The 21,916-nt window shown below is 69.7% G+C and carries 20 protein-coding genes; 9 read left to right on the plus strand and 11 right to left on the minus strand.

Annotation, left to right across the window (positions count from 1 at the left end; genetic code table 11):
• Window positions 1-32 precede the first annotated feature (32 nt).
• Entirely contained in the window at window positions 33-992 is a 960-nt protein-coding gene (locus BN2503_RS01755) for a histone deacetylase family protein (RefSeq protein ID WP_054254927.1), read from the minus strand.
• Window positions 993-1,029: 37 nt separating this feature from the next.
• On the opposite strand from BN2503_RS01755, the gene BN2503_RS01760 reads away from it, so the two are divergent.
• From BN2503_RS01760 to mltB, 4 genes are all read left to right on the plus strand, one after another.
• Window positions 1,030-1,950: an AAA family ATPase gene (locus BN2503_RS01760; RefSeq protein WP_054254928.1), complete on the plus strand. Its 921-nt coding sequence runs from the start codon at window positions 1,030-1,032 to the stop codon at window positions 1,948-1,950.
• 150 nt (window positions 1,951-2,100) lie between these two features.
• The gene (locus BN2503_RS01765) at window positions 2,101-3,087 is read left to right on the plus strand and encodes a DUF58 domain-containing protein (protein WP_054254929.1); all 987 of its coding nucleotides are present in this window, start codon (window positions 2,101-2,103) and stop codon (window positions 3,085-3,087) included.
• A 71-nt stretch (window positions 3,088-3,158) separates the two neighbouring features.
• Window positions 3,159-5,210: a transglutaminase TgpA family protein gene (locus BN2503_RS01770; protein WP_054254930.1), complete on the plus strand. Its 2,052-nt coding sequence runs from the start codon at window positions 3,159-3,161 to the stop codon at window positions 5,208-5,210.
• Complete coding sequence (mltB, locus tag BN2503_RS01775; RefSeq protein WP_054254931.1) at window positions 5,207-6,313, plus strand: lytic murein transglycosylase B; 1,107 nt, start codon at window positions 5,207-5,209, stop codon at window positions 6,311-6,313. The genes BN2503_RS01770 and mltB overlap by 4 nt, the downstream gene beginning before the upstream one ends.
• Window positions 6,314-6,409: 96 nt before the next feature.
• Here mltB and BN2503_RS01780 read toward each other — a convergent pair whose 3' ends face one another.
• The 6 genes from BN2503_RS01780 to BN2503_RS01805 form a co-directional block, all read right to left on the minus strand.
• The gene (locus BN2503_RS01780) at window positions 6,410-7,642 is read right to left on the minus strand and encodes a hypothetical protein (RefSeq protein WP_139235359.1); all 1,233 of its coding nucleotides are present in this window, start codon (window positions 7,640-7,642) and stop codon (window positions 6,410-6,412) included.
• A 17-nt stretch (window positions 7,643-7,659) separates the two neighbouring features.
• Entirely contained in the window at window positions 7,660-8,418 is a 759-nt protein-coding gene (locus BN2503_RS01785) for an outer membrane lipoprotein-sorting protein (RefSeq protein ID WP_054254933.1), read from the minus strand.
• Window positions 8,419-8,605: 187 nt separating this feature from the next.
• Window positions 8,606-9,829 (minus strand): ABC transporter permease, encoded by a 1,224-nt coding sequence (locus BN2503_RS01790; RefSeq protein WP_054254934.1) that lies wholly within the window; start codon window positions 9,827-9,829, stop codon window positions 8,606-8,608.
• Entirely contained in the window at window positions 9,826-10,530 is a 705-nt protein-coding gene (locus BN2503_RS01795; RefSeq protein ID WP_054254935.1) for an ABC transporter ATP-binding protein, read from the minus strand. The genes BN2503_RS01790 and BN2503_RS01795 overlap by 4 nt, the downstream gene beginning before the upstream one ends.
• On the minus strand, window positions 10,527-11,090 hold the full coding sequence (locus tag BN2503_RS01800; RefSeq protein WP_054254936.1) for a hypothetical protein: 564 nt from the start codon (window positions 11,088-11,090) through the stop codon (window positions 10,527-10,529). The genes BN2503_RS01795 and BN2503_RS01800 overlap by 4 nt, the downstream gene beginning before the upstream one ends.
• 130 nt (window positions 11,091-11,220) lie before the next feature.
• Window positions 11,221-12,120, minus strand: coding sequence for a LysR family transcriptional regulator (locus BN2503_RS01805; RefSeq protein WP_054254937.1), 900 nt, complete (start codon window positions 12,118-12,120; stop codon window positions 11,221-11,223).
• A gap of 115 nt (window positions 12,121-12,235) precedes the next feature.
• On the opposite strand from BN2503_RS01805, the gene BN2503_RS01810 reads away from it, so the two are divergent.
• Entirely contained in the window at window positions 12,236-13,315 is a 1,080-nt protein-coding gene (locus BN2503_RS01810) for a YeiH family protein (protein ID WP_082366466.1), read from the plus strand.
• Window positions 13,316-13,317: 2 nt separating this feature from the next.
• Here the strand turns inward: BN2503_RS01810 and BN2503_RS01815 are convergent, their stop codons facing one another.
• Window positions 13,318-14,586 carry a branched-chain amino acid ABC transporter substrate-binding protein gene (locus BN2503_RS01815; protein ID WP_054254938.1) on the minus strand — a complete coding sequence of 423 codons (1,269 nt, stop codon included), beginning with the start codon at window positions 14,584-14,586 and terminating at the stop codon, window positions 13,318-13,320.
• Window positions 14,587-14,680: 94 nt separating this feature from the next.
• Here BN2503_RS01815 and BN2503_RS01820 point away from each other — a divergent pair, with 94 nt between their 5' ends.
• Window positions 14,681-15,055: an Hsp20/alpha crystallin family protein gene (locus tag BN2503_RS01820; protein ID WP_054254939.1), complete on the plus strand. Its 375-nt coding sequence runs from the start codon at window positions 14,681-14,683 to the stop codon at window positions 15,053-15,055.
• Window positions 15,056-15,107: 52 nt separating this feature from the next.
• Here the strand turns inward: BN2503_RS01820 and tsaD are convergent, their stop codons facing one another.
• The 3 genes from tsaD to BN2503_RS01835 are packed head-to-tail and all read right to left on the minus strand — an operon-like array spanning window position 15,108 to window position 18,362.
• A complete protein-coding gene (gene tsaD / locus BN2503_RS01825; RefSeq protein ID WP_054254940.1) occupies window positions 15,108-16,151 on the minus strand; it encodes a tRNA (adenosine(37)-N6)-threonylcarbamoyltransferase complex transferase subunit TsaD in 1,044 nt (347 codons plus the stop codon).
• A 46-nt stretch (window positions 16,152-16,197) separates the two neighbouring features.
• A complete protein-coding gene (locus tag BN2503_RS01830; RefSeq protein WP_054254941.1) occupies window positions 16,198-16,638 on the minus strand; it encodes a CBS domain-containing protein in 441 nt (146 codons plus the stop codon).
• 29 nt (window positions 16,639-16,667) lie between these two features.
• A complete protein-coding gene (locus BN2503_RS01835; RefSeq protein ID WP_054254942.1) occupies window positions 16,668-18,362 on the minus strand; it encodes a methyl-accepting chemotaxis protein in 1,695 nt (564 codons plus the stop codon).
• Window positions 18,363-18,772: 410 nt separating this feature from the next.
• On the opposite strand from BN2503_RS01835, the gene ybiB reads away from it, so the two are divergent.
• From ybiB to BN2503_RS01850, 3 genes are all read left to right on the plus strand, one after another.
• Window positions 18,773-19,693 carry a DNA-binding protein YbiB gene (gene ybiB / locus BN2503_RS01840; protein ID WP_054254943.1) on the plus strand — a complete coding sequence of 307 codons (921 nt, stop codon included), beginning with the start codon at window positions 18,773-18,775 and terminating at the stop codon, window positions 19,691-19,693.
• The gene (gene cobA, locus BN2503_RS01845; protein ID WP_054254944.1) at window positions 19,690-20,457 is read left to right on the plus strand and encodes a uroporphyrinogen-III C-methyltransferase; all 768 of its coding nucleotides are present in this window, start codon (window positions 19,690-19,692) and stop codon (window positions 20,455-20,457) included. The genes ybiB and cobA overlap by 4 nt, the downstream gene beginning before the upstream one ends.
• A 230-nt stretch (window positions 20,458-20,687) precedes the next feature.
• On the plus strand, window positions 20,688-21,872 hold the full coding sequence (locus tag BN2503_RS01850; RefSeq protein WP_054254945.1) for an ABC transporter substrate-binding protein: 1,185 nt from the start codon (window positions 20,688-20,690) through the stop codon (window positions 21,870-21,872).
• The last annotated feature ends 44 nt before the right edge of the window (window positions 21,873-21,916 follow it).

Here is a 21,916-nt window from a genome sequence, read left to right on the forward strand (position 1 = left end):
CGATTATTGACCAGCCCTCCCCTGGGCGCTGCTCAGAGGTCGGCCAGCACGCGCACGTGCGCTTCCACACTGCGCGCCAGCGGGCTCATGACGTAGCCGCCCTCCAGGCACGAAACGATGCGCCCGCCGCAGTAGCGGCGCGCCACGTCCTTGATGCGCTGGGTGATCCAGGCAAAGTCCTGCTCCGTCAGGCCAAGCTGGCCCATGTCATCCTCGCGGTGCGCATCGAACCCGGCGCTGATGAAGATCAGCTCGGGCTTGAACTCCTCCAGCCGCGGAATCCACATCATCTCGACGATCTCGCGGATATCCATGCCCCGCGTGTACGCCGGCACCGGCACGTTGCACATGTTGGCCGCCGGCTCGTGGTCACCGCTGTAAGGGTAGAACGGGTGCTGAAAGAAGCTGCACATCAGCGCGCGCTCGTCACCCGCCAGGATGTCTTCGGTGCCATTGCCGTGGTGCACGTCGAAGTCGATCACCGCCACGCGCTGCAGGTTATGGCGCTGCAGCGCATATTTGGCGGCCACGGCCACGTTGTTGAAAAAGCAAAAACCCATGGCCTTGCTGCGTGTGGCGTGGTGGCCGGGCGGGCGCACCATGCAGAAGGCGTTTTCCAGTTCGCCCGCCAGCACTGCGTCGGTAGCCGCCATGGCAGCGCCCGCCGCGCGCAGCGCAGCGGTCCAGGTGTGGGCGTTGATGGACGTGTCGGAGTCCAGCGACGTGTGCTCCGGGCCGCCGGCCGCCTGCTCCTCCACCAGCCGCAGCGTCAGGCCGCGCAGGGCCGCAACGTGCAGGCGGTCGTGCGCCAGTTCGATGTCATTGAGCGAAGCCAGCGGGGCTTCCAGGTGCTCCAGCGCGTCGGCTACGCCCGACACGAGCAACCGATCCTGGATCGCGTCCAACCGCTCAGGGCATTCCGGATGGCCCGGCCCCATTTCGTGTTTCCGGCAATCTTCGTGGGTGTAAAAGCCCGTCTTGCTCACAGTCATGTCTCCCTTCTGCTGCTTTTTCGGATAACGTCGCGTGATGCACGCAAAACAGAAAATCACTTTGTTACTGAACCAGCTTAACACGGTGATCGTAGGGAAAAGCTTACAAATCCAGGACTGTGTTACCTGCCTGCTGGCCGGGGGCCACCTGCTCATCGAGGACGTTCCGGGCGTCGGCAAGACCACGCTGGCACATGCGCTGGCGCGCACTTTCGGGCTGCAGTTTTCGCGCGTGCAGTTCACCGCCGACCTGATGCCCAGCGACCTGACCGGCGTTTCCGTGTACGAGCGCAACCAGGAGGGTTTCGTGTTCCACCCCGGGCCCGTGTTCGCCCAGGTGCTGCTGGCCGACGAAATCAACCGCGCCAGCCCGCGCACGCAAAGCGCGCTGCTCGAAGCCATGGAGGAGAAGCAGGTCTCCATCGAAGGCCAGACGCATGCCCTGCCACGGCCGTTCTTCGTCATCGCCACGCAAAACCCCCTGGAACAGCTTGGCACCTTCGCGCTGCCGGAAAGCCAGCTCGACCGCTTTCTCATGCGCATCTCGCTGGGCTACCCGGACCGCGCGGCCGAGCGCCTGCTGCTGGCGGGCGAGGACCGGCGCGACATGGTCGACACCCTGCTGCCGCTGCTGTCACTGGACGAACTGGAGGCGCTGCAGCGCACGGTGCTGGCTGTGCATGCCTCTGACGCGCTGCTGGCCTACGTGCAGGACCTGATCGCCGCCACGCGCTCGGGGCGCTGGTTCGTGCAGGGGCTGTCGCCGCGCGCGGGCATCGCGCTGGTGCGCGCGGCCAAGGCGCGCGCGCTGATCGAAGGGCGTGACTACGTCGCCCCCGACGACGTGCAGGCCGTGCTGCCGCAGACCATTGCCCACCGCCTGGTGCCCGTGGGCGACGCCGGGCGCGGCGCGCTGGAGCAGGTGCGCGCCATGGTCGAGGCCACGCCGCTGCCATGAAGCCCCCCCTGAGTCGCCTTCGGCGCCTTCCCCCTCTCTCTACGCGCTGCGCGCTCCGGGAGGGGGACGCAGCCAGCGCGGCGGGGCGGCCCTTGCGCGGCTGCCCGCGCTTGGGCCGCGCCGGTTTCATGCGCCGGGGGTAACCGCGAAGTGCCCAAGAACCCGCTTGCTGCGCTGCGCCAGCGCCTGCGCCGCTGGTGGCAGGCGCGCCTGCCCGCCACCGACACCCTGGCGCTGACCCAGCGCAACGTCTACATCCTGCCCACCGGCTCGGGCTGGATGCTGGCGCTCACCCTGCTGGTGCTGCTGATCGCCTCGATCAACTTCCAGCTCAACCTGGGCTACCTGCTCACCTTCCTGCTGGCGGGCAGCGCCGCCGTGGGCATGCACATCTGCCACGGCACGCTGCGCGGCACCGAGCTGCGCCTGCTGCCGCCCGAGCCCGCCTTCCAGGGCCAGGCCGCCACGCTGACGGTGGAGTTGCACAACACGCGGCGCAGCCCGCGCTACGGCATTGCCCTGGCCACATGGCACGAGAGCGGAGCGCCCCACTGGGCCTGGACCGACGTGCCGGCCCAAGGCACGGCCCAGGTGCACATTGCCTTCAAGCCACCGCGCCGCGGGTTGCATGCACTGCCCCTGCTGACGGCGGAGACGCGGTTTCCGCTCGGCACCTTTCGCGTCTGGACCTGGTGGCGCCCCGCCGCGCAGGTGCTGGTCTATCCCGCGCCAGAGGTGCCAGCGCCCCCCCTGCCCCCGGGTGAGCCGCGCGCTGGCCAGGGCCACGCGGCGCGTGCCGGTGGCGCGGGGGAGTTCGATGGCGTGCGCGCCTACCGGCGCGGCGACCCGCTCAAGCTCGTGGTCTGGAAGAAGGCAGCGCAGGCCTTTGCCACCGGCAGCCACACGCTGGTGAGCCGCGACGCACAGCAAAGCCAGGCCGCCGACCTGTGGCTCGATGTGGATCGCGCCGGCCTGGCAGACCCCGAGGCCCGCATCGCCCGCGTCACAGCCTGGGTGCTGCAGGCCGACCGGCTGGGCCTGCGCTGGGGCCTGCGCCTGCCGGGTGGCGCCACCATCGCCCCCGGCGAAGGGGCCCAGCACCGCCGCCGCTGCCTGGAGGCACTGGCGCTGTGCTGAACCATGTTTTTGCCGTTTTTCGCCTCCAGCCCAATCCTATCAAGCGCTAGAAGCTCACTTTTCAGTAGCACATGAAACCTTCTTCCCGCCTCGCCACCACCCTGGCCAGCATGCCGCGCGACACGCGCGACACGCTGTTCCTGCTGGGTGTGATCGCCTGGATCGTGCTGCCGCTGACGGGCCACCTGCCCCCCTGGGCCACGGCCATTTGCCTGGCGCTGCTGGCCTGGCGCGGGCAACTGGCCTGGCGCGGGCGCCCGCTGCCAGGGCGCTGGGTGATCGGCCTGCTGCTCACGCTGGTCCTGGGCGCCACGCTGCTCACGCACCGCACCATCCTGGGCCGCGACGCCGGGGTAACGCTGATCGTGATGCTGCTGGGCCTCAAGACGCTGGAGCTGCACGGGCGGCGCGATGCCATGGTGGTGTTCTTTCTGGGCTTCTTCACGCTGCTGTCCAACTTCTTCTTCTCTCAGGCCCTGCCCGTGGCCGCCGCCATGCTGCTGGCGCTGCTGGGGCTGCTGGCCGCGCTGGTGAACGCCCATATGCCGGTGGGGCGCCCGCCGCTGGCGCAATCGCTGCGCATGGCCGGGCGCATGGCGCTGCTGGGTGCGCCCATCATGGCCGCGCTGTTCGTGCTGTTCCCACGCATGGCGCCGCTGTGGGGCCTTCCGACCGACATGCAAAACGGCCGCACCGGCCTGTCGGACGACATGCGCGTTGGCAACATCGCCCAGCTCGCCCTCGACGACAGCGTGGCGCTGCGCGTGCGCTTCCTCACCCCCCGGGGTGCGCCGCCCCCGCAGCACCAGCTGTACTTTCGCGGTCCGGTGCTCGGCCAGTTCGACGGGCGCGAGTGGCGTGCGGGTGACGCCATCCACCTGCGTGCGCAGGCCGCCGACATGGCCCGGTTTGAGGTGGAGGGGGAGCCCATCGCCTACGAAGCCACGCTGGAGCCACACCAGCGCCCCTGGCTGCTGGTGCTCGACGCCGCGCCCACCCCCCCGGAGCTGCCCGAGGGCACGGCCGCGCGCATGTCGCCCGACCTGCAGTGGGTCGCCCGCCGCCCGCTCACCAGCGTGCTGCGCTACCGCGCCGAGAGTTACCCGCAGTTCCGCTACGGCCCGCGCGAGCGCAGCCCGGCGCTGGCGCTCTACACCGCCCTGCCCCCAGGCTCCAACCCCCGCACCCGTGCCCTGGCGGCCGAACTGCGCGCCGACCCGCGCCTGGCCCAGGGGGGCACGCCCGCGCTGGTCGACGCCGTGCTGCAGCGCCTGCGCACCGGCGGCTACGCCTACACGCTCGACCCAGGCGTGTACGGCGAGCACACGGCGGACGAGTTCTGGTTCGGGCGCAAAGAGGGCTTCTGCGAGCACATTGCCTCGGCCTTCGCCGTGCTCATGCGCGCCATGGACGTGCCGGCGCGCATCGTCACCGGCTACCAGGGCGGCGACCTGAACGCCGTGGACGGCTACTGGACCGTGCGCCAGAGCGACGCCCACGCCTGGGCCGAGGTCTGGATCGCCGGCCAGGGCTGGGTGCGCGTCGACCCCACTGGCGCCGTGGCGCCCAGCCGCGTCGGCCAGCTGCAACGCCTGCGCGCACCGCAGGGGCTCTTCGCCGGCGCCGTGGGCACCGTCATCAGCCCCGGCATGGCGCAGCAGCTGCGTGCCGTGTGGGAAGCCATGAACAACGGCTGGAACCAATGGGTGCTGAACTACACCCAGGGCCGCCAGCTTGACCTGCTGCGCGCGCTGGGCTTTTCCGCACCCGACTGGCAAGACCTGCTGCGCCTGCTCGGCACCCTGGTGGGCCTGACCGCTGGCGGCGGCGCCCTGTGGGCCCTGTGGGAACGCCGCCGCACCGACCCCTGGGTGCGCCTGCTCGGCCAGGCGCGCACGCGGCTGGCGCGCGCCGGCCTCACGCTGCCCGCCCATCTGCCCCCCCGCACCATGGCGGCACGCGCGCAGGCACAATTCGGTGCTGACGGCGCCCCCGCCTGCGCCTGGCTGCTACGGCTGGAACAGGCCCGCTACGCCCCTCTTGCCGATGCCAATCTGGCGCAACTGCAGCGCGACCTGCGCCGCCTGCGCTGGCCGCGGCACCGCACCGTCTCCCCGCCATGAAACGATTTCTCGCAATTGCTGCACTTTCGATAGCTTCCAGCGCTTGCCCAGCAAGCGCTACAGCCCCAAAGCACCCACAAAAAGCGGCACCCAAACAGGCCGGCAAAGCCACGCCCAAGGCCTCTGCGGCCCAAGGCACCACGTCCTACGCCAGCCGCGCCGAGGCGCTGCGCTTCGCGGACGACCTTGCCGCACGGCGCGGGCTGGACCGCGAGTGGGTGCGCCAGGCCATCGGCCAGGCGCGCTTTCTGCCGCGCGTGCCGCAGCTCATGCTGCCGCCGCCCAAGGGGCAGGCCAAGAACTGGAACGCCTACCGCAGCCGCTTCGTCGAGCCCGTGCGCATCCGCGCCGGCCTGCGCTTTTGGCAAGAAAACGCTGCCACGCTGGCACGCGCCGAACAGCAGTACGGCGTGCCGGCGGAGATCATCGTCGGCATCATCGGGGTGGAGACCATCTACGGCCAGCACATGGGCGGCTTTCGCGTGATGGACGCCCTGGCCACGCTGGCGTTCGACTTTCCTGCGGCCCACCCGCGCGCGGCCGAGCGCCAGGCCTTCTTCCAGCGCGAGCTGGAGCAGTTTCTGAGCCTGTGCGACCGCACCGGCATGGACCCCTTTACCCCGCGCGGCAGCTACGCTGGGGCCATGGGCATGCCGCAGTTCATGCCATCGAGCTGGGCGCGCTGGGCCGTGGACTTCGACGGGGACGGGCGCATCGACCTGTTCGGCAGCCCGGCCGATGCCATCGGCTCGGTGGCCAGCTACTTCCAGGCGCACGGCTGGGTCACCGGCATGCCCACGCACTACGCGGTGGACTTCGACGCGCAGCGCCTGCAGCTCGACACGCTGCTGGCCCCCGACATCCTGCCCTCGTTCAGCCCGGCCAGCATGGCCGACAAGGGCGTGCTACCGCTGGGCGCGGGCGCGCAGCACCCGGGCCAGTTGGCGCTGGTCGAGCTGCAAAACGGCGGCGATGCGCCGGTCTACGTGGCAGGCACCGAAAACTTTTACGTGGTGACGCGCTACAACTGGTCAAGCTACTACGCGCTGGCGGTGATCGAGCTGGGGCAGGCCGTGGCGGCGGCGCGCGACAACGCACGCTGAGGGCATGCGCCAGGCGGTTTCAAAAATACCCATGAAATCCGCCTCAAAGCCTTTCCTATCAAGCGCAAGCAGCTATCAAAAGAAAAGCATCTTTCGTCAAAAGGACCACACGGCCTGCACATAGGCCTGGCGCTGCACCGGCAGCTGCCGCACGACGGCCCCGGCAGGCCCGGCGCTGGCGCGCAGCCCACCCTCCCAGCGCCAGCGGTCCCCTTTCCAGGCCAGGCTGGCCGTCAGCAACGCACCGCCATCCTCAGGGTGGTAGAGCATGTCTAGCGCGGGCTCCCAAGCCCCGGCGGTCCAGCTGCCGCGCAGCAACAGGCTCTGCCGCCGCAGCGACGCAAAGGCATTGAACACCTGCGCCTGCCACGCCAGGTTGCCCGCCACGGCCGCGGGCGGCCCCCCGGCGGCGGCCATGCGCTGCAGCGCCTCGCCGCGCTGCGCCCACTGGCGCCACTGGCCCGCCGAGGGCGCGGTGCCGTCATACCAGGCTTCCAGCAGCACGCTCACCTGCTGCGCGTTGGTCCAGGTGCCGCCCAGCAGCGCCTGCTGCGCGGCACCCGCCGTAGTGGTACGCCACGGGCTGGCCAGGGCCAGTGCAGCGGGCGCGGCCGAAGTGTCCTCCCAGGTGTCAAAGTGCGCCATGTGGCGCAGCGAACCGTGCAGCTCCAGCGCATCGCTCACCACCCAGGCGAAGGCGGCGCCCAGGCTACCCCGCGTGCGCTGGCCCCAGCGGGCAAAGGCGTAGGCATCCGCCGCCCCCAGGCGCTGGTACCAGCGTGCCGCCAGCGCGGGTTCACGGGCCCCGGTGGCGCTGCGCTCCGTCGTGGGATTCACGGCCACCAGGCTCCAGGCGGCATCCGGCGTGTAGCGCTCGGCCATCAGCACCGGCCGCCCCTGCAGGGGCACGGCCACGAGCAGGCGGCGCACCTCCTGCTGCACTACGTCGTTGGGGCGAAAGCCGTAGCCCACATCCCAACCGACCACCTTGCGCCCCAGGCTCCACTGCCAGTTGCCCAGAGTGCCTGCAGCGTAGCCCTCCATGACCGTGGCCTGGCTGTGGCCCGGGCCCCCTTCAGGGCGCTCGGCCCGGGCCACCACGTCAGCGTGCCACTGCAGCCCACCCCAGACGGCACTGCCCTGCACCTGGGCCAGCGTGACGCCCGACGAGGCCGGCGCCGCCGCAATGGCGGGCAGCAGCGCATGCGCCTGGGCCAGCGGCCCGGCCTGCGCCGCGCTGCGCGCCAGCCAGTAGCTTTGCCAGCTGCCGCGCAGTTCGCCACCCATCGCCGGCGCCATGGCCATGGCGGCGCACAGCAGCAAGGCCAACCGGTTGCTGCACCGCGTCATTCCAGCACCGGGCTGCGCGCCAGGAACATGGGGTTGAGCCACTCCTCGGGCACCGTGCGCTCCTTGCGCTGCAGGTAGCGGATGCGCGTTTGCCGCTGCTGGCCCAACTGGTCGATCAGCACCATGGCGTCCACCTGGCTGCGGCTGGCGTCGAGCTCGAAGTGCGCGGTCTTGGCCAGCTTGTCCGACTGCACATACAGCTGCGCGCGTACCGGCTCGTGGCGCTGCCGGGCCAGCCACAGTTCCACGCGCTGGTAGGTCACGCCCTTGCGCACGGCCTGCAGGGCCAGGCGGTAGCAGAGGCGGGTTTCACCCGGCTGGCACGGCTCCTCGCCCACCAGGGTGGCGCTGTAGTCGCCGCTCCAGCGCATGGTGGCGATGTCGCCGGTGGAGGCATCACCCAGCAGCTTCTGCATGGGCGTGATGCGCATGGGCCGCTGGCTGCTGGGCATGAGCAGCCAGAAGTCGTCACCCAGCATCAGCACCTTCTGGCCTTTCTCGGCGGCGCTTTGCATCAGCACCAGCGTGCGGCGGTCCTGCTGCGCGAACACGGTGTAGCGGCGCTCCTTGTCGAGCGTGCCGTCGGTCTTGTACGACTGCACCAAGGTGTCCACCTGCAGGTTGTCAGCGCCGGTGCGGTAGCGGTCGGCATCGCGCAGCATGGCGTCCACATCCTGTGCGACGGCGGGCCAGGCCAGCGCCGCGGCCACGAGGCCCAGCAAGCGCACCGGGTGCTTTCCCAAAACGAGAGACATGAGAGCTTCCTTTCAGTTATCCATGGCGCCACGCGCCGCCCACAGCCCATGAAACCGGCACGGCCTAGGCCAGCAGACGCCGCGCAAGGGCCGCCCCGCCGCGCTGGCGGCGTCCCCCTGCCCGCCACGCGCAGCGTGGCGAGAGCGGGGGGAAGCGGCGCAGCCGCTTAGGGGGGTGTCGTTCCATTCAGGTGTGGGCCAGGGCTTCGACCACGGGCATGTGCACCGTTTTGCGTGCCACCAGCACCGAGGCCAGCAAGGTCAGCCCCACCATGCCCAGCATGGTCAGCACGTACAGCGTGGGCGAAAAATGGATGAGCAGCGGATAGCCTTCGCTGCGACCGGGCGGTGGCGGCATCTGCACCGGAAAGATGTGCAGCGCCCCCGAAACGGCCAGTGCCACGGCGGCACCCGCCAGGGCGCCGAAGCCGCCCAGCAGCATGCCCTCCAGCCCCAGGCTGCGCAGCAGTTGCGACGGCAGGGTGCCCAGGGCGCGCAGCGTGCCGATTTCGCGGGTACGTTCGATCACGGCCATGGCCATGGCGCTAGTGACGACGAAGACGACAATGACCGCGATGATCAGTCCCAGCGCCCCGAAGATGCGGTTGTACAGGCCGCGCACCGCCTGGTAGAACACCGCCTGCTGCTCCCAGGTCTGCACCCGCAGCTGCGGCAGCTGCGCGGCCAGGCGTTCGCGCGCGGCCTCGGTGGCTTCAATGCGGTCCAGAAACACACCCAGGCTGGAGACGCGCTGCGTAACCAGCAGCTGCTGCGCCACCTGCACGCTGGTGTACACGGCGCGCTTGTCCATCTCCGGCACGCCGGTGGTGAAGGTGCCGGTCACCACCACGTCGATGGCGTTCATCGCCCCTTCAGTGGTGCTGGCCAGCAGCGTGAGGCTGCTGCCCGGCCCGGCCTTGAGGCTGCGCGCCAGGTCGTCACCCAGCATCACCTGCGGCTGCGCTGCGTCGCTCTCCAGCAGGTGGCCGCTGCGCACGGTGAGGAACGGCCCCTTGACGGCAAATTCGCTGTCGGGCTCCACGCCCTGGGCCAGCATGACCACGCTCTTGTCGCCGTTGCTGACGAGCCCGCTGAACGCCACCCGGGGCAGCACATGGCGCACGGCCGGGTCGGCCAGCAGCGTGCCGCGCAGGGCAGCCACGGCGTCCAGCCCGTTTTGCAGTGGCACGTCTTCGTCCTGCGCGAAGTGCGCCGGCGTGCCCAGTACCAGGTGGCCGGTGTCGCGCGCCGAAGCCTGGGCCAGGCTGTCGTAGGTGAACAGCGCAAAGCCCCCCGCCAGCAGAATGGCCGCCGTGCCCAGCATGGCGATCGCGGTGGTAACCAGCGAGCGGCGCAGGTTGCGCAGGCAGTTGTGCCACGCGAAGCGCACCCAGGTCCAGAAGTCGTTCATTGGATTCTCCCGTCCAGCAAGGCCACCACCCGATCGCAGCGGCGCGTCAAGCGGCTGTCGTGGGTGGCGATCACGAAGGCCGCGCCCTCGGCCTGGCCGCGCGCGCGCATCAGGTCGAGCACCTGGTCGGCGGTATGCGAATCCAGGCTGGCCGTGGGCTCGTCGGCAATCACCAGCCGGGGGCGCTTGACCAACGCGCGGGCAATGGCCACACGCTGGCGCTGGCCACCGCTGAGCGCATCGGGGCGGTGGTGCGCATGTGCCTGCAGGCCCACGGCGGCAAGCTGCTGCGCCACGCGCTCGCGCCGCTCGGCGGCGGGCACACCAGCCAGAAACAGCGGGTAGTCCACGTTCTCGGCCACCGTCATGACAGGCACCAGGTTGAAGCTCTGGAACACAAAGCCCAGCGCATCGCGCCGCAGCAGGGTGCGGGCCTGTTCGTCGAGCCCCTGCACGGCGGTGCCGCCGAGCACGATCTCGCCCGCATCGGGCGTGTCGATCAGACCGCACAGGTTGAGCAGCGTACTTTTGCCGCTGCCGGAGGGACCGGTGAGCGCCAGCAATTCGCCGCGCTGCACCACGAGATCGACACCCTGCAACGCAGGAATCACATGCGCACCCAGGCGATAGGTCTTGCGCACGCCATGCAGGCACACCACGGGTGCGGGCGGCACCCCATCGTTCAAATGCCTGGCGCTCATGTGCGGGGCCTCCCGTCCGGCGCCAGCCGTGCTTTGTCCAGGGCCTTGCGCACGGTCTCCTGAAACGCGGGCGGAGCCGAAGGCAGCAGCGGGCTGCGCGCTACCTCGCCCAGCAGCTTCACGCCCCGGTCGCGCCGGTTCATCATCGCGGGCAGCGCAAGAAAGGTGTTGGCCGCCACGAGCTTGACGTCCAGCACGGCGGGAACCTGCTGCTGCCCCGGGGCGTCATGGGCCGGTTGCAGCATGGCCAGTGCCTTGTCCAGCAACGCCAGACCGTCTTCGGCGTAGGCCATCTTGCGCCAGGGCAGGTAGGTGCTGCGGGCCTGCATGGCGGTGGCGGCACCCCGGTACGCCAGCAGCACGGGGCTGGCGGGCTCGGCACGCGAGAGCGCTTCAAAGCCCGCCAGCGCGGAGGCCAGCGCGGCGTCCTGGCCTTCGGAGGCCCGCAGGAACGATTGGAAGGCCGGAACGAACTGTGCGTCCGGTGCAGCCTCGGCACAGCAGGCCGTGGCGGCGAGCATGGCGGCACAGGCGAAGGGGATCAAAGGCAAGGGGCGCATGGCGCGGGTCGGCAAGGGTGGAACATGGCGCCAGTGTCGGCAGCGCCCGCCCACCCCGCAGCAGCCATGCGACGAAACGCATGCCCAGCGGCGCGAAACGCGGTGGCCCCGCCGCCAAATGGAGCACGGGCTACCCGTGCTCCCGGCAGGCCTGCACAAAGGCCGTCAGCGCCGGCGAGGGCTGGCGGCCTGCGCGCTGCAGCAGCGAAAAATGGCGCCACATGCGCGGCAGCACCGTAGGCAGCAGCACCAGAGCGCCGCTGTCGAGCAGTGGCTGCACCAGCACGCGCGACAGGCAACTGATACCCAGGCCCTGCGCCACGCAGTGCGCGATAGCCTCGGAGCTGCCCAGCGTGGCGGCCGAGGCCAGCTGGTGCAGGCGCGGCAGCAGAGCGTGCTCCACCATCTCGCGCGTGCCCGAGCCCTGCTCACGCAGCAGCCAGCGCGCGCCGCGCAGCGCCACCACGCCCAGAGGGCGCTGGCGCGCTGCCTGGGCCAGCGGGTCATCGGGCGCAGCCACCAGCACCAACTCGTCACGCAACCAGGGGGCCGTCTCCAGCCCCGGCCAGTGGCTGGCCCCTTCGATCAGCCCCAGGTCGGCCTGCAGCACCTGCACAGCCTCGGCCACCTCGCGCGTGTTGCCGATGTGCAGATCCACGCTCACCTGCGGGTGGCTGCGCGCCAGGGCGGCCAGCACACGCGGCAGCACGTAACTGCCGATGGTGGTGCTCGCCGCCACGCGCAAGCGCACCGGCAGGCCCGCCCCTTGGGCGCCGAACGCCTGCTCGATGGCCCGCGCCTGCTCCAGCAGCGCCAGCGCCTGCGGCAGCAGCGCACGCCCCGCGTCGTTGAGCACCAGGCCGCGCCCCGCGCGCTCGAACAGCGGCGTGCCCAGACCGCTTTCGAGCTGCTGAAGCGCCGCGCTGGTGGCTGACTGCGACAGCGCCACCACCGGGGCCGCCGCCACCGTGGAGCCGCTGTGTGCCACGGCGGTGAAGATTTCGAGCTGGCGCAGGGTGAGGTGGAGCATGGCATCAACCCGTTCAACAGGTAGTTTCTACATAAACAATCCGTTATACAAATATAACCAAGCCCCCTACAGTGGGCGCATGCCGTGGCGGCCTGTTTGCCCTGCGGCCCCTGCCATGCCGTCCCTCAGCCACCTGCGCACCTCTCTTGTTATTCCTCCCGCCTTCATCCATGCCACGCCCGGACTGGCCCTGGGCTGCGCCATCGCCACCAGTGCGCTGTGGCTGGCGCAGCAGCCCTGGTTCGCACGGCACGGCCTGGGCGCACTGACGCTGGCCATCGTCGCTGGCCTGCTGCTGGGCAACACGGTGTACCCGCGCTTGGCGCGGTCCTGCGGCCCCGGCGTGGCCCTGGCAAAACAACAGCTCCTGCGCGCAGGCATCGTGCTGTACGGCTTGCGCCTGACGTTCCAAGACATTGCACAGGTCGGCTGGAGCGGCGTGGCCACCGACGCGCTGGTATTGGCCAGCACCTTCGGCCTGGCCTGCTGGCTGGGCCAGCGTGTGCTGGGGCTGGACCGGCGCACCACCCTGCTGATCGGCGCAGGCAGTTCCATTTGCGGTGCCGCCGCCGTACTGGCCACGGCGCCAGTCGCCAAAGGACGGGCGCAGGACGTGGCGGTGGCCATCGCCACCGTGGTGGTGTTCGGCACCCTGGGCACTTTTCTGTACCCCGCGCTGTTCCAGTGGAACGCAGAACACGGCTGGCTGCACACGGACGCGCAGCACTACGGCCTGTACGTGGGGGCCACGGTGCACGAGGTCGCGCAGGTGGTGGCCGCTGGTACGGCCGTGGGCCCCGAGGCCGCCAGCACGGCGGTGATTGCAAAAATGGTGCGGGTGATGATGCTGGCGCCGTTCCTGCTTCTGCTCTCGACATCCATGGCACGCGGGGAGCGCACCCAAGGGCGACACCACGCAGGGCGCCATGCCATCACGATCCCCTGGTTCGCGCTGGGCTTCGTCGCCATGGCAGGGGTGCATTCCCTGGGCGTGCCGCCTGCCGCCGTGGTGCACGCAGGTGTGCAGCTCGACGACCTGCTGCTCGCCATCGCCATGGCAGCCCTCGGGCTGACCACCCACGTGCAGGCCGTGCGGGCGGCGGGCTTCAAGCCTTTGCTGCTGGCTGCAGTTCTATTCGCCTGGCTGCTGTTGGCGGGGCTGGCACTGAGCCACGGCCTGCCGCGATGGCTGTAACGTCAGGGGCGCAGCATCTGGCAGTTGGTGGGCATCTGCGCCTGCGCTGCGGTGATCTGGCGCACCACGCGAAAGCCGTACCCCGAACCTTCCACGTCGAACGGCACGCCCGGGGCGCCCTGCCGATCCATCACGCCGACCGCCAGGGCCTGCTGGAACTGGTGGTCCTGCGCGCGCATGAAGCCACCGTGGCCGGCCATCTGCACCCGGGCTTGCTCCAGTGCCAACGCCACGGCCACGGCATCAAGGCTGGCTGCGCGCTCCATGGCCTGGGCCAGGGCCTCCACCATGAGCTGCATGCGCAGGTGCACATAGTCGTCCTGCGGCTGCGGGAAACGCGCGCGGAAGGCACGGTAGAACGCCTCGCTGGGTGCGCCCGGCACGTTGGGCAGCCAATCGGCCACGGCCACCACCTTGCCCACCCCGGCTTCGCCCAGCGCGGCTGGCGCGCCCAGCGCGTTGCCGTAGAAGGTGTAGAAGCGGCCCTGGTAGCCGACGTCGCGCGCGGCCTTGACCAGCAGCGTCAGGTCGTTCCCCCAGTTGCCTGTGATGACCGCCTGCGCACCGCTGGCCTTGATCTTCACGGCATAGGGCGCGAAGTCCTTGACCCGGCCCACGGGATGCAGCTCGTCGCCAACGATGGCCACGTCGGGCCGCTGCGCGGCGAGCTGGCGCCGCGCCTCGCGCAGGACCGCCTGGCCAAAGCTGTAGTCCTGCCCGATCAGGTACGCGCTGCGCACGCCCTGGTCGGCGCGCAGCACCTCCATCAGCGCCGCCATGCGCATGTCGGCATGGGCATCGAAGCGGAAATGCCAGAAGCTGCACTTTTCGTTGGTGAGCTGGGGATCGACGGCAGAGTAGTTCAGAAACAGCACACGCCTGGCACTGTCACGCTGGTTGTGCTTGGCAATAGCGTCCAGCAACGCTGCCGCCGTGGCCGAGGAATTGCCCTGCAACACGATACGCGCGCCATCGTCGATGGCGGCGCGCAGCGCCGACAACGCCTCCTCGCTCGACCCCTTGCTGTCGTAGCGCGCCAGCGCCAGGGGGCGGGCACCGCCCGGCAGCATGATGCCGCCGCGCGCGTTCACCCGCTCGGTGGCCCACAGCAGGTTGCGGTACACCGCCTCACCGGTGTTGGCGAATGGCCCGGACAGGCTCTCGACCAGCGCCAGCTTCACGGGCGCAGCGGGCTGCGCCAGGGCCGTGGCCGCGCTGCCGCATAGGGCGGCAGCGGCCCATTTCAAGGCCTGGCGGCGCAATTTATTCATGTGTGGATTCCTCTTGAAAAGCAGCGCGGGCCACCTACTTTTTCACCAAGCGGTCGCCACCTCGGGCGCCGCGCAGTGTATAGGAGTAACCCCGATGATCTTCGCCCCCGTGATGCAGCGCAGCCCCTTCGCCCCCCGTGCCGCCGACCAGGCGCTGCAGCGCTTCCTGCTGAATCAGTTGCAGGCCAGCGCGCCGCAGGGCTTCCAGGTGCAGCAGGACGACAAGGCGGTCACCCTGCAGCTCGACGTACCGGGCCTGGCGCGCGAGCAGCTGCAGATCGACATCGACGGTGCCGTCGTGCGCCTGCAGAGCACCGAGGGCGCACCGCGCCAGGTCCGCCGTGCCTGGGAGCTGCCGACCGAGATCGACGCCGCCGCGAGCAGCGCCAAGCTGGAAAATGGCGTACTCACCCTCACCCTGGCCAAGCGTATCCCGGCACCAACGGCTACGCGCCTGGCGATTGATTAACTCTCTTTTTGATAGCTGCTAGCGCTTGCCAGCATTGCGCTACAGGCGCTTTTCATGTGCAAAGGCTGTCGAGCGGCCAGCGCGGCTTGACGTCGAAGGCGTAGTCGCGGCGCGCCTGCTCACGCCCAGCCTGCAGGCGCATCGCGGCGGCCATGGCAATCATGGCGCCGTTGTCGGTGCACAGATGCAGTTCGGGGTAATGCACGCGCACGCGCTGGCGCGCGCAGGCGGCGTCGAGCTGCTCGCGCAACAGGCGGTTGGCGCCCACGCCGCCCGCCACCACCACGCGCTGCAGCCCGGTCTGGCGCAAGGCCTTCAGCGTTTTCTTCACCAGCACCTCGACGATGGCCGCCTGGGTGCTGGCCGCCAGGTCGGCCTTGCGCGCCTCCAGTTGGTCGCCCAGCTTGCGCGCCTGGGTGAGCACGGCGGTCTTCAGCCCGGCGAAGGAGAAATCCAGGTCGCCGCTGTGCAACAGGGGGCGCGGCAGGGCGAATACGGTGGGATCGCCCTGCTGCGCCAGGCGCGACAGCGCCGGCCCGCCGGGATAGCCCAGGCCCATCAGCTTGGCCGACTTGTCGAAGGCCTCGCCCGCCGCGTCGTCGATGGTCTCGCCCAGCAGCGCGTACTGGCCCACGCCGTCCACACGCATCAATTGCGTGTGGCCACCGGACACCAGCAGGGCGACGAACGGGAATTCGGGCGGGTCGGCGCTGAGGAAGGGGGACAGCAAATGCCCCTCCAGGTGGTGCACGCCGAGCACGGGCTTGTCCAGCGCCGCGCCCAGCGCGCAGCCCACGCCCGCGCCCACCAGCAGCGCCCCGGCCAGGCCCGGCCCACGCGTGAAGGCCACGACATCGACCGCGCCGAGCGTGCGCCCGGCCTCGGCGAACACCGCCTCGGCCAGCGGCAGCACGCGGCGGATGTGGTCGCGGCTGGCCAGCTCCGGCACCACGCCGCCGTAGGCCTGGTGCATCTCGATCTGGCTGTGCAGCGCGTGGGCCAGCAGGCGCGGCACGTGCGCGCCGCCCTGGGCTTCGACCAGGGCCACGCCGGTTTCATCGCAGGAGGATTCGATCCCCAGAATCAGCAAGCTCATGCCCGCGAGTGTAGGGCGTGTCCCATGGCACGCGGGCCGGGCGTAGTCAGCGCCCGCCGCTGATGTAGTGCTGCAGTTGATCGATGATGAATTTCTGCGCCGAGATGATGTCCTTGACCAGATCGCCGATGGAGATCAGGCCTTGCAACTGGCCCGCGTCGTCCACCACCGGCAGGTGGCGCAGGCGGTTGCCGGTCATGATGGCCATGCACTCCTCGCTGCTCTGGCTGGGGCGCACGTACAGCACGTCGCGCGTCATGACGTCGCGCACCAGCGTGGCAGCCGAGGTGCGCCCGAGCAGGGCAATCTTGCGCGCGTAGTCGCGCTCGGTGACGATGCCGACGATGTCCTGCCCCTCCATCACCAGCAGCGCGCCAATGCCTTTCTCGGCCATCAGCTTGAGCGCATCGAGCACCGAGTCGCCGGGCGCGATGCGGTGGATGGCATTGCTGGACTTGGATTTCAGGATGTCAGAGACGATGGTCATGGAAGCCTCCCGTGAAGTGAAGGCCCATTTCAGCCCAACTGCAGACCGGATGCAACAGGGTGATCGATAGTCCGCGTGGCCAGTGCGGGGCCTGGCGCCTGGCGCTGGTCCTTCATGGCGCGGCGCAGGGCCACGGCGTCGGCCTGCGGCGCCTGCCCTGCAGCGTCGATGCGGAACACGTGCACCGTCTCGGCCATGGTCTGCGCCTGGGCCTGCAGGGCCTGGGCCAGCGCCGCGTTGTGCTGCACCAGCGCCGCGTTCTGCTGCGTGATGAGGTCCAGTTGCACCACGGCGGAATTGACCTGCGAAATGCCCGTGAGCTGCTCACTGGATGCGCTGTGAATCTCGCCAATGCAGGTATTCACGCGCCGCACCAATGCCAGCGATTCGGCCATGGTGCGCTGCGCCGCGCCCGTTTTCTCATGGCCCTCATGCACCCGCGCGGCGGAGTCACCGATGAGCTGGCGAATCTCCTTGGCGGCACTGGCCGAGCGCTGCGCGAGGCTGCGCACTTCGCCGGCCACCACAGCAAACCCACGCCCCTGCTCGCCCGCACGGGCCGCCTCCACCGCGGCATTGAGCGCCAGAATGTTGGTCTGGAAGGCAATGCTGTCGATCAGCTGCGTGATTTCGCCAATGCGCACCGACGCCGCCTCGATCTGCTGCATGGTCTGGGCCACGCCGTCCACCGCGCTGCTGCTGCGCTCGCTCACCGAAGTGGCCTGGCTGGCCAGCTGCATCGCCTGGCTGGCAGATTCCGTGGTCAGCTTGACGGTGCCGGTGATCTGCTCCATCGATGCGGCGGTTTCCTCCAGGTTGGCCGCCTGCGCCTCGGTGCGGGCCGACAGGTCGCGGTTGTCCTGGGCGATCTTGGCGGTAGCCACCTGCATCTTGTCACTCTCGTCGCGCGCATCGCGCACGACCGACTGCAGGTTCACGCCGAGCTGGGCCAGGGCTTTTTCCAGGTCGCCGACAACGCCACTGTGCTTGACGTTCACGCGCTGCGTCAAGTCGCCCGCAGCCAGCCGGTTAGCCTGCCGCACCAGTTGCAACAGGGGCACCACCGCCACGCGGTAGGCAAGGCCCGCCATGGCGCAGGTGAGCACCAGCGCCACGCCCCAGGCAACGGCAGCGCCCATGTGCATGGGCTGCCCGCTGACCAGTGCAGCCCCAAACGCCAAGACCAGTACGGCCAGTGCAGTAAGCACCAGGCGGCCCAGCATGCTAGGCACCAGCAGCGCGCAGCAGCGCCCCCAGGCATCCACGCGCACCGGGCTGCCCGCACGCAGCATGTGTACCTGGCGGCCCGCTGCCTTTTCGGCGCGCAGGGTCTGGTATAGGCGCTCGGCATTTTGAATCTGCTCGCGCGTGGCCTCTGTGCGCACGGACATGTAGCCCGAGGGCTGATCCCCATCCATGAGGGGCGTGACATTCGCCATCACCCAGTAGAAGTCTCCGTCCTTACGCCGGTTCTTGACCGGAGCCGACCAGGGCTGGCCGCTGGCGATGGTCTGCCACATGTCGCGGTAGGCCTCTTCGGGCATGTCGGGATGGCGCACGATGTTGTGCGGCTGGCCCAGCAGCTCCTCGCGCTCGTAGCCGCTGACTTCGATGAAGCTGGGGTTGCAGTAAAGGATGCGCCCCTTCAGGTCGGTGGTGGAAACCAGGGTTTGCCCCCTGGGAAACGGGTACTCCTGCGTGCTGACGGGCAGATTCGTTCGCATGAGGCGCTCCTTTTCAGGAAATGTCGCGTTTCCATCACCCCCGGCTGCCGCAGGCGCCAGGAGAGGCGTCAGCATTATGTGGCGATGCCCTGATTCGTCACAACTACTTTCCTGCACACGCAAGCACCGCACCGCGGCGCGCCAGCGTCCAACACCTCACGCAACCTCTTTAAGGCACGGCTTGCATCTTGCGCGCCCCCATCGCACAGCCAAGAGCAACAGTCGCGGCATGGGCCACGCCCTCCCTCTCGCTCGCCTGCGGGTGCTTTCGGCCAAAGCGTTTCCATGGAGAACGTGCTCCAGTTCTCTGGCGCAAACCCCAGCAAACTCGCAACACATCTGTCGCAGTACCCTAGTGACCTACGCTTTGCCGCAGAATCCAGCACACCCCTAGACACATAGCGACCACCATGGGCATCAGCCACTACATCAAAGAAATCGGCCGTGGCACGCGCGGCGCCAAGGCGCTGGACCGTGCCCAGGCCGCCGATCTGCTCGGCCAGGTTCTCGACGGCCAGGCCGGCGACCTCGAAATCGGCGCCTTCTGCGTGGCCATGCGCATCAAGGGCGAAACGGTGGAGGAAATGTGCGGATTCCTCGACGCCGCGCTGGCGCGCGTGGCGCGCTTTCCCGCCACACGGCGACCCATGGTCGTACTGCCCAGTTACAACGGTGCGCGCAAGCTGCCGGTGCTCACGCCGCTGCTGGCCCTGCTGGTGGCGCGCGAGGGCCTGCCTGTGCTGCTGCACGGCATGCGCACCGAAGCGCGCCGCGTGCTGGCGGCGGATGTGCTGCAGGCACTGGGTATTCCCGCGCTGCAAGCGCCAGACGCCGTGGCAGACGGCACGGTCGCGCACATCGGCACGACACACCTGCACCCCGGCCTGGCGCGACTGCTGGCGGTGCGCGAGGCCATCGGGCTGCGCACGCCGGGGCACAGCCTGGTCAAGCTGCTGGCGCCCTGCCATGGCCCGGCACTGCTGGTGTCGAGCTACACCCACCCCGAGTACATCCAGACCATGACCGGCACGCTGTCGGCCCTGGGCATGCACGCCTTGCTCTCGCGCGGGCTGGAAGGCGAGTCTGCCGCAGACCCGCGCCGCCAGCCGCGCTATGACGGCGTGCTGGCGGGCACGCACCACGTCCTGGCCGAGCAGCAGGGCGGCACGGCCGCCGAAGTGCCGGGCCTGCCCGAGGCCATCGACGTGGAGAGCACGGCACGCTACACCCGCGCCGTGCTCGCGGGCGAGCTGCCCGTGCCCGAAGCGCTGGCGCAGCAAGTGGGCCACATCGCGCACCTGGCGCGGCAGATCGAGGCGCGCGGCGCATGAGCGCGCCATCCACACTCGCAGCACGCTCAGGGCGCTGCACCCTTGTCGGCGCGGGGCCGGGCGACCCTGAGCTGCTCACGCTCAAGGCCCTGAAGGCGCTGCAGGCGGCCACCGTGGTGCTGGTGGATGACCTGGTGAGCGAAGCCATCGTGGCGCTGGCGCCTCCGGGCGCGCGCATCGTCCACGTAGGTAAACGCGGGGGCTGCAAGAGCACCCCGCAGGCCCTGATCGAGCAGCTCATGCTCGACGCCGTGCGCGCAGGCGAGCAGGTGGTGCGCCTCAAGGGCGGCGACCCGTTCATCTTCGGCCGCGGCGGCGAGGAGGTGGAGCACCTGCGCGCTGCGGGCGTGGCGGTGGAAGTGGTCAGTGGCATCACCGCCGCCATGGCCGGCATGGCCCTGCTCGGCGCACCGCTGACGCACCGTGCACATGCCCAGGGGGTGGTTTTCATCACAGGGCACAGCCAACCCGGCGGCACGGCCACCGACTGGCGCCTGCTGGCGGCCACGGCACGCGACCTGCGCCTGACCCTCGTCATCTACATGGGCATGGCGGGCAGCGCGCACATCCAGCAGGAACTACTGCACGGCCTGCCCGGCGATACGCCTGTGGCCGTGGTCCAGCACGTCAGCCTGCCACACCAGCGGCATGCTGTGACCACACTCGACCAATTGCACGCCACCATCGCGCGCGCGGGGCTGGGCAGCCCCTCGGTCATCGTCGTCGGCGACGTGGTACGCGGCGTGCAAGCACTGCCAAACTGAGACACGGTCCCACGCCACCTCGCCGCGCGTCGTTCACTGCACCCCGGAGGCGGCGCGTTGTCGGCGCAGGGAACCACGGCGATAGAACTGTCGCCGCAGAGACAATTCTTTCGGGAAACCCCAGGGACCACCTGCACGGGAACCTGGGAACAATGCGGCGCGCATACCGGGGAGGCACGGCACGAGCCCTTCTGGTTGCGCCTTCCTTCGCCTGTCCAGGAAAGACCCGCATGCACTCCACATCCGTCCGCCACCAGGCCGGTGCACCCGACACCGGCCGCCGCTACACTCTGCACCGCATCGCCGCAGGCGCCGCGACGCTGGCCGCCCCCGTGCTCGCCCATGCCCAGGCGCGCTCCACGTCCGCGCAAGGCGACATCTTGGTGGGGCGTTCATCCGCGCTGTCCGGCCCGATGGCGCCGTTCCTGGCCCCCATTCACGCAGGGCAGGACGCCGCTATTGCCGACTTCAACGCTGGCGGCGGTGTGGCTGGGCGCAAGGTGCGGCTGGTCACGTTGGACGACGGCTTCGAGCCCCAGCGCGCGCTGGCAAACGCCCACAAACTGGTTGAAGGCGAAGGCGTGGTGGCCCTTTTCGGCCAGGCCGGCACCTCGCAGGTACTGGCGCTGCTGCCCTACCTGCCGCAGGCCAAGACACCGCTGATCGCCGTCTACACCGGCAGCCCCGCGCTGCGCGCGGCACGCAGCCCCTGGCTGTTCACCACCAATGCCAGCTACGCTGACGAATTGGCCAAGGTGGTACGCAACCTGGTATCGATCCAGAGCACGCGCATTGGCATCGCCTACGAGAACAATGACTTCGGCAAGCTCGCCCTGCCGCTGGCCGAGCAAGCCATCGCTGCCGAAGGCGCAACCCTGGTGGGCGCGCACGCCATCGACAGCAGCGGCAAGGATGCCGGGGAGGCCGCCAAGGCCATGGCCACCCTGCAGCCCCACGCCATGCTGATGGTTGCCGCAGGGCCGTCCGTGGTGGCCTACGTGCGCGCCCACCGTGCGCACCTGGGCGTGCCGCTGTACACGCTGTCGCTGGGTGCGGGCACGCAAGTGCTCAAGGCCCTGGGCAGCGACGCACGCGGCCTGGCCGTGGCGCGCACCACGCCCTCACCGCTGCGCGCCACCATGCAGGTCACGCGTGACTTCCAGGCCTCGATGAAGCAGCACGGCCTGGAAGTGAACTACGACCACTTCGTTGGCTACCTCGACGCACGCGTGCTACTGGAAGGCCTGCGCGCTGCCGGCCCGGGTGTCACCGGCCCTGGCCTGGTACAGGCCATGGAGGGGCTGAACCGGCTCGACCTGGGCGGCCATACCTACCGTTTCAGTGCGCAGAACCACAACGGCTCCAGCTACGTCGATATCGCGGTGATCGGTCCCGGCGGCACCTACATGCGCTAGCACTGCGCGGCACGCGCATCACCGTACGCATGAGAAAGATGCCC

The organism is Paenacidovorax caeni (genome assembly GCF_001298675.1).
Taxonomy (GTDB): Bacteria; Pseudomonadota; Gammaproteobacteria; order Burkholderiales; family Burkholderiaceae_C; genus Paenacidovorax; species Paenacidovorax caeni.

Excerpts from the sequence above, each read along its gene's own strand:
- BN2503_RS01770 (WP_054254930.1), top strand. The coding sequence starts at position 3,159 with ATGAAACCTTCTTCCCGCCTCGCCACCACCCTGGCCAGCATGCCGCGC.
- BN2503_RS01795 (WP_054254935.1), bottom strand. The coding sequence starts at position 10,530 with ATGAGCGCCAGGCATTTGAACGATGGGGTGCCGCCCGCACCCGTGGTG.
- BN2503_RS01760 (WP_054254928.1), top strand. The coding sequence starts at position 1,030 with ATGCACGCAAAACAGAAAATCACTTTGTTACTGAACCAGCTTAACACG.
- cobA (WP_054254944.1), top strand. The coding sequence starts at position 19,690 with ATGAGCGCGCCATCCACACTCGCAGCACGCTCAGGGCGCTGCACCCTT.
- BN2503_RS01835 (WP_054254942.1), bottom strand. The coding sequence starts at position 18,362 with ATGCGAACGAATCTGCCCGTCAGCACGCAGGAGTACCCGTTTCCCAGG.
- BN2503_RS01820 (WP_054254939.1), top strand. The coding sequence starts at position 14,681 with ATGATCTTCGCCCCCGTGATGCAGCGCAGCCCCTTCGCCCCCCGTGCC.
- BN2503_RS01815 (WP_054254938.1), bottom strand. The coding sequence starts at position 14,586 with ATGAATAAATTGCGCCGCCAGGCCTTGAAATGGGCCGCTGCCGCCCTA.
- tsaD (WP_054254940.1), bottom strand. The coding sequence starts at position 16,151 with ATGAGCTTGCTGATTCTGGGGATCGAATCCTCCTGCGATGAAACCGGC.
- BN2503_RS01790 (WP_054254934.1), bottom strand. The coding sequence starts at position 9,829 with ATGAACGACTTCTGGACCTGGGTGCGCTTCGCGTGGCACAACTGCCTG.
- mltB (WP_054254931.1), top strand. The coding sequence starts at position 5,207 with ATGAAACGATTTCTCGCAATTGCTGCACTTTCGATAGCTTCCAGCGCT.
- BN2503_RS01805 (WP_054254937.1), bottom strand. The coding sequence starts at position 12,120 with ATGCTCCACCTCACCCTGCGCCAGCTCGAAATCTTCACCGCCGTGGCA.
- BN2503_RS01800 (WP_054254936.1), bottom strand. The coding sequence starts at position 11,090 with ATGCGCCCCTTGCCTTTGATCCCCTTCGCCTGTGCCGCCATGCTCGCC.
- BN2503_RS01830 (WP_054254941.1), bottom strand. The coding sequence starts at position 16,638 with ATGACCATCGTCTCTGACATCCTGAAATCCAAGTCCAGCAATGCCATC.
- ybiB (WP_054254943.1), top strand. The coding sequence starts at position 18,773 with ATGGGCATCAGCCACTACATCAAAGAAATCGGCCGTGGCACGCGCGGC.
- BN2503_RS01850 (WP_054254945.1), top strand. The coding sequence starts at position 20,688 with ATGCACTCCACATCCGTCCGCCACCAGGCCGGTGCACCCGACACCGGC.
- BN2503_RS01785 (WP_054254933.1), bottom strand. The coding sequence starts at position 8,418 with ATGTCTCTCGTTTTGGGAAAGCACCCGGTGCGCTTGCTGGGCCTCGTG.
- BN2503_RS01810 (WP_082366466.1), top strand. The coding sequence starts at position 12,236 with ATGCCGTCCCTCAGCCACCTGCGCACCTCTCTTGTTATTCCTCCCGCC.
- BN2503_RS01755 (WP_054254927.1), bottom strand. The coding sequence starts at position 992 with ATGACTGTGAGCAAGACGGGCTTTTACACCCACGAAGATTGCCGGAAA.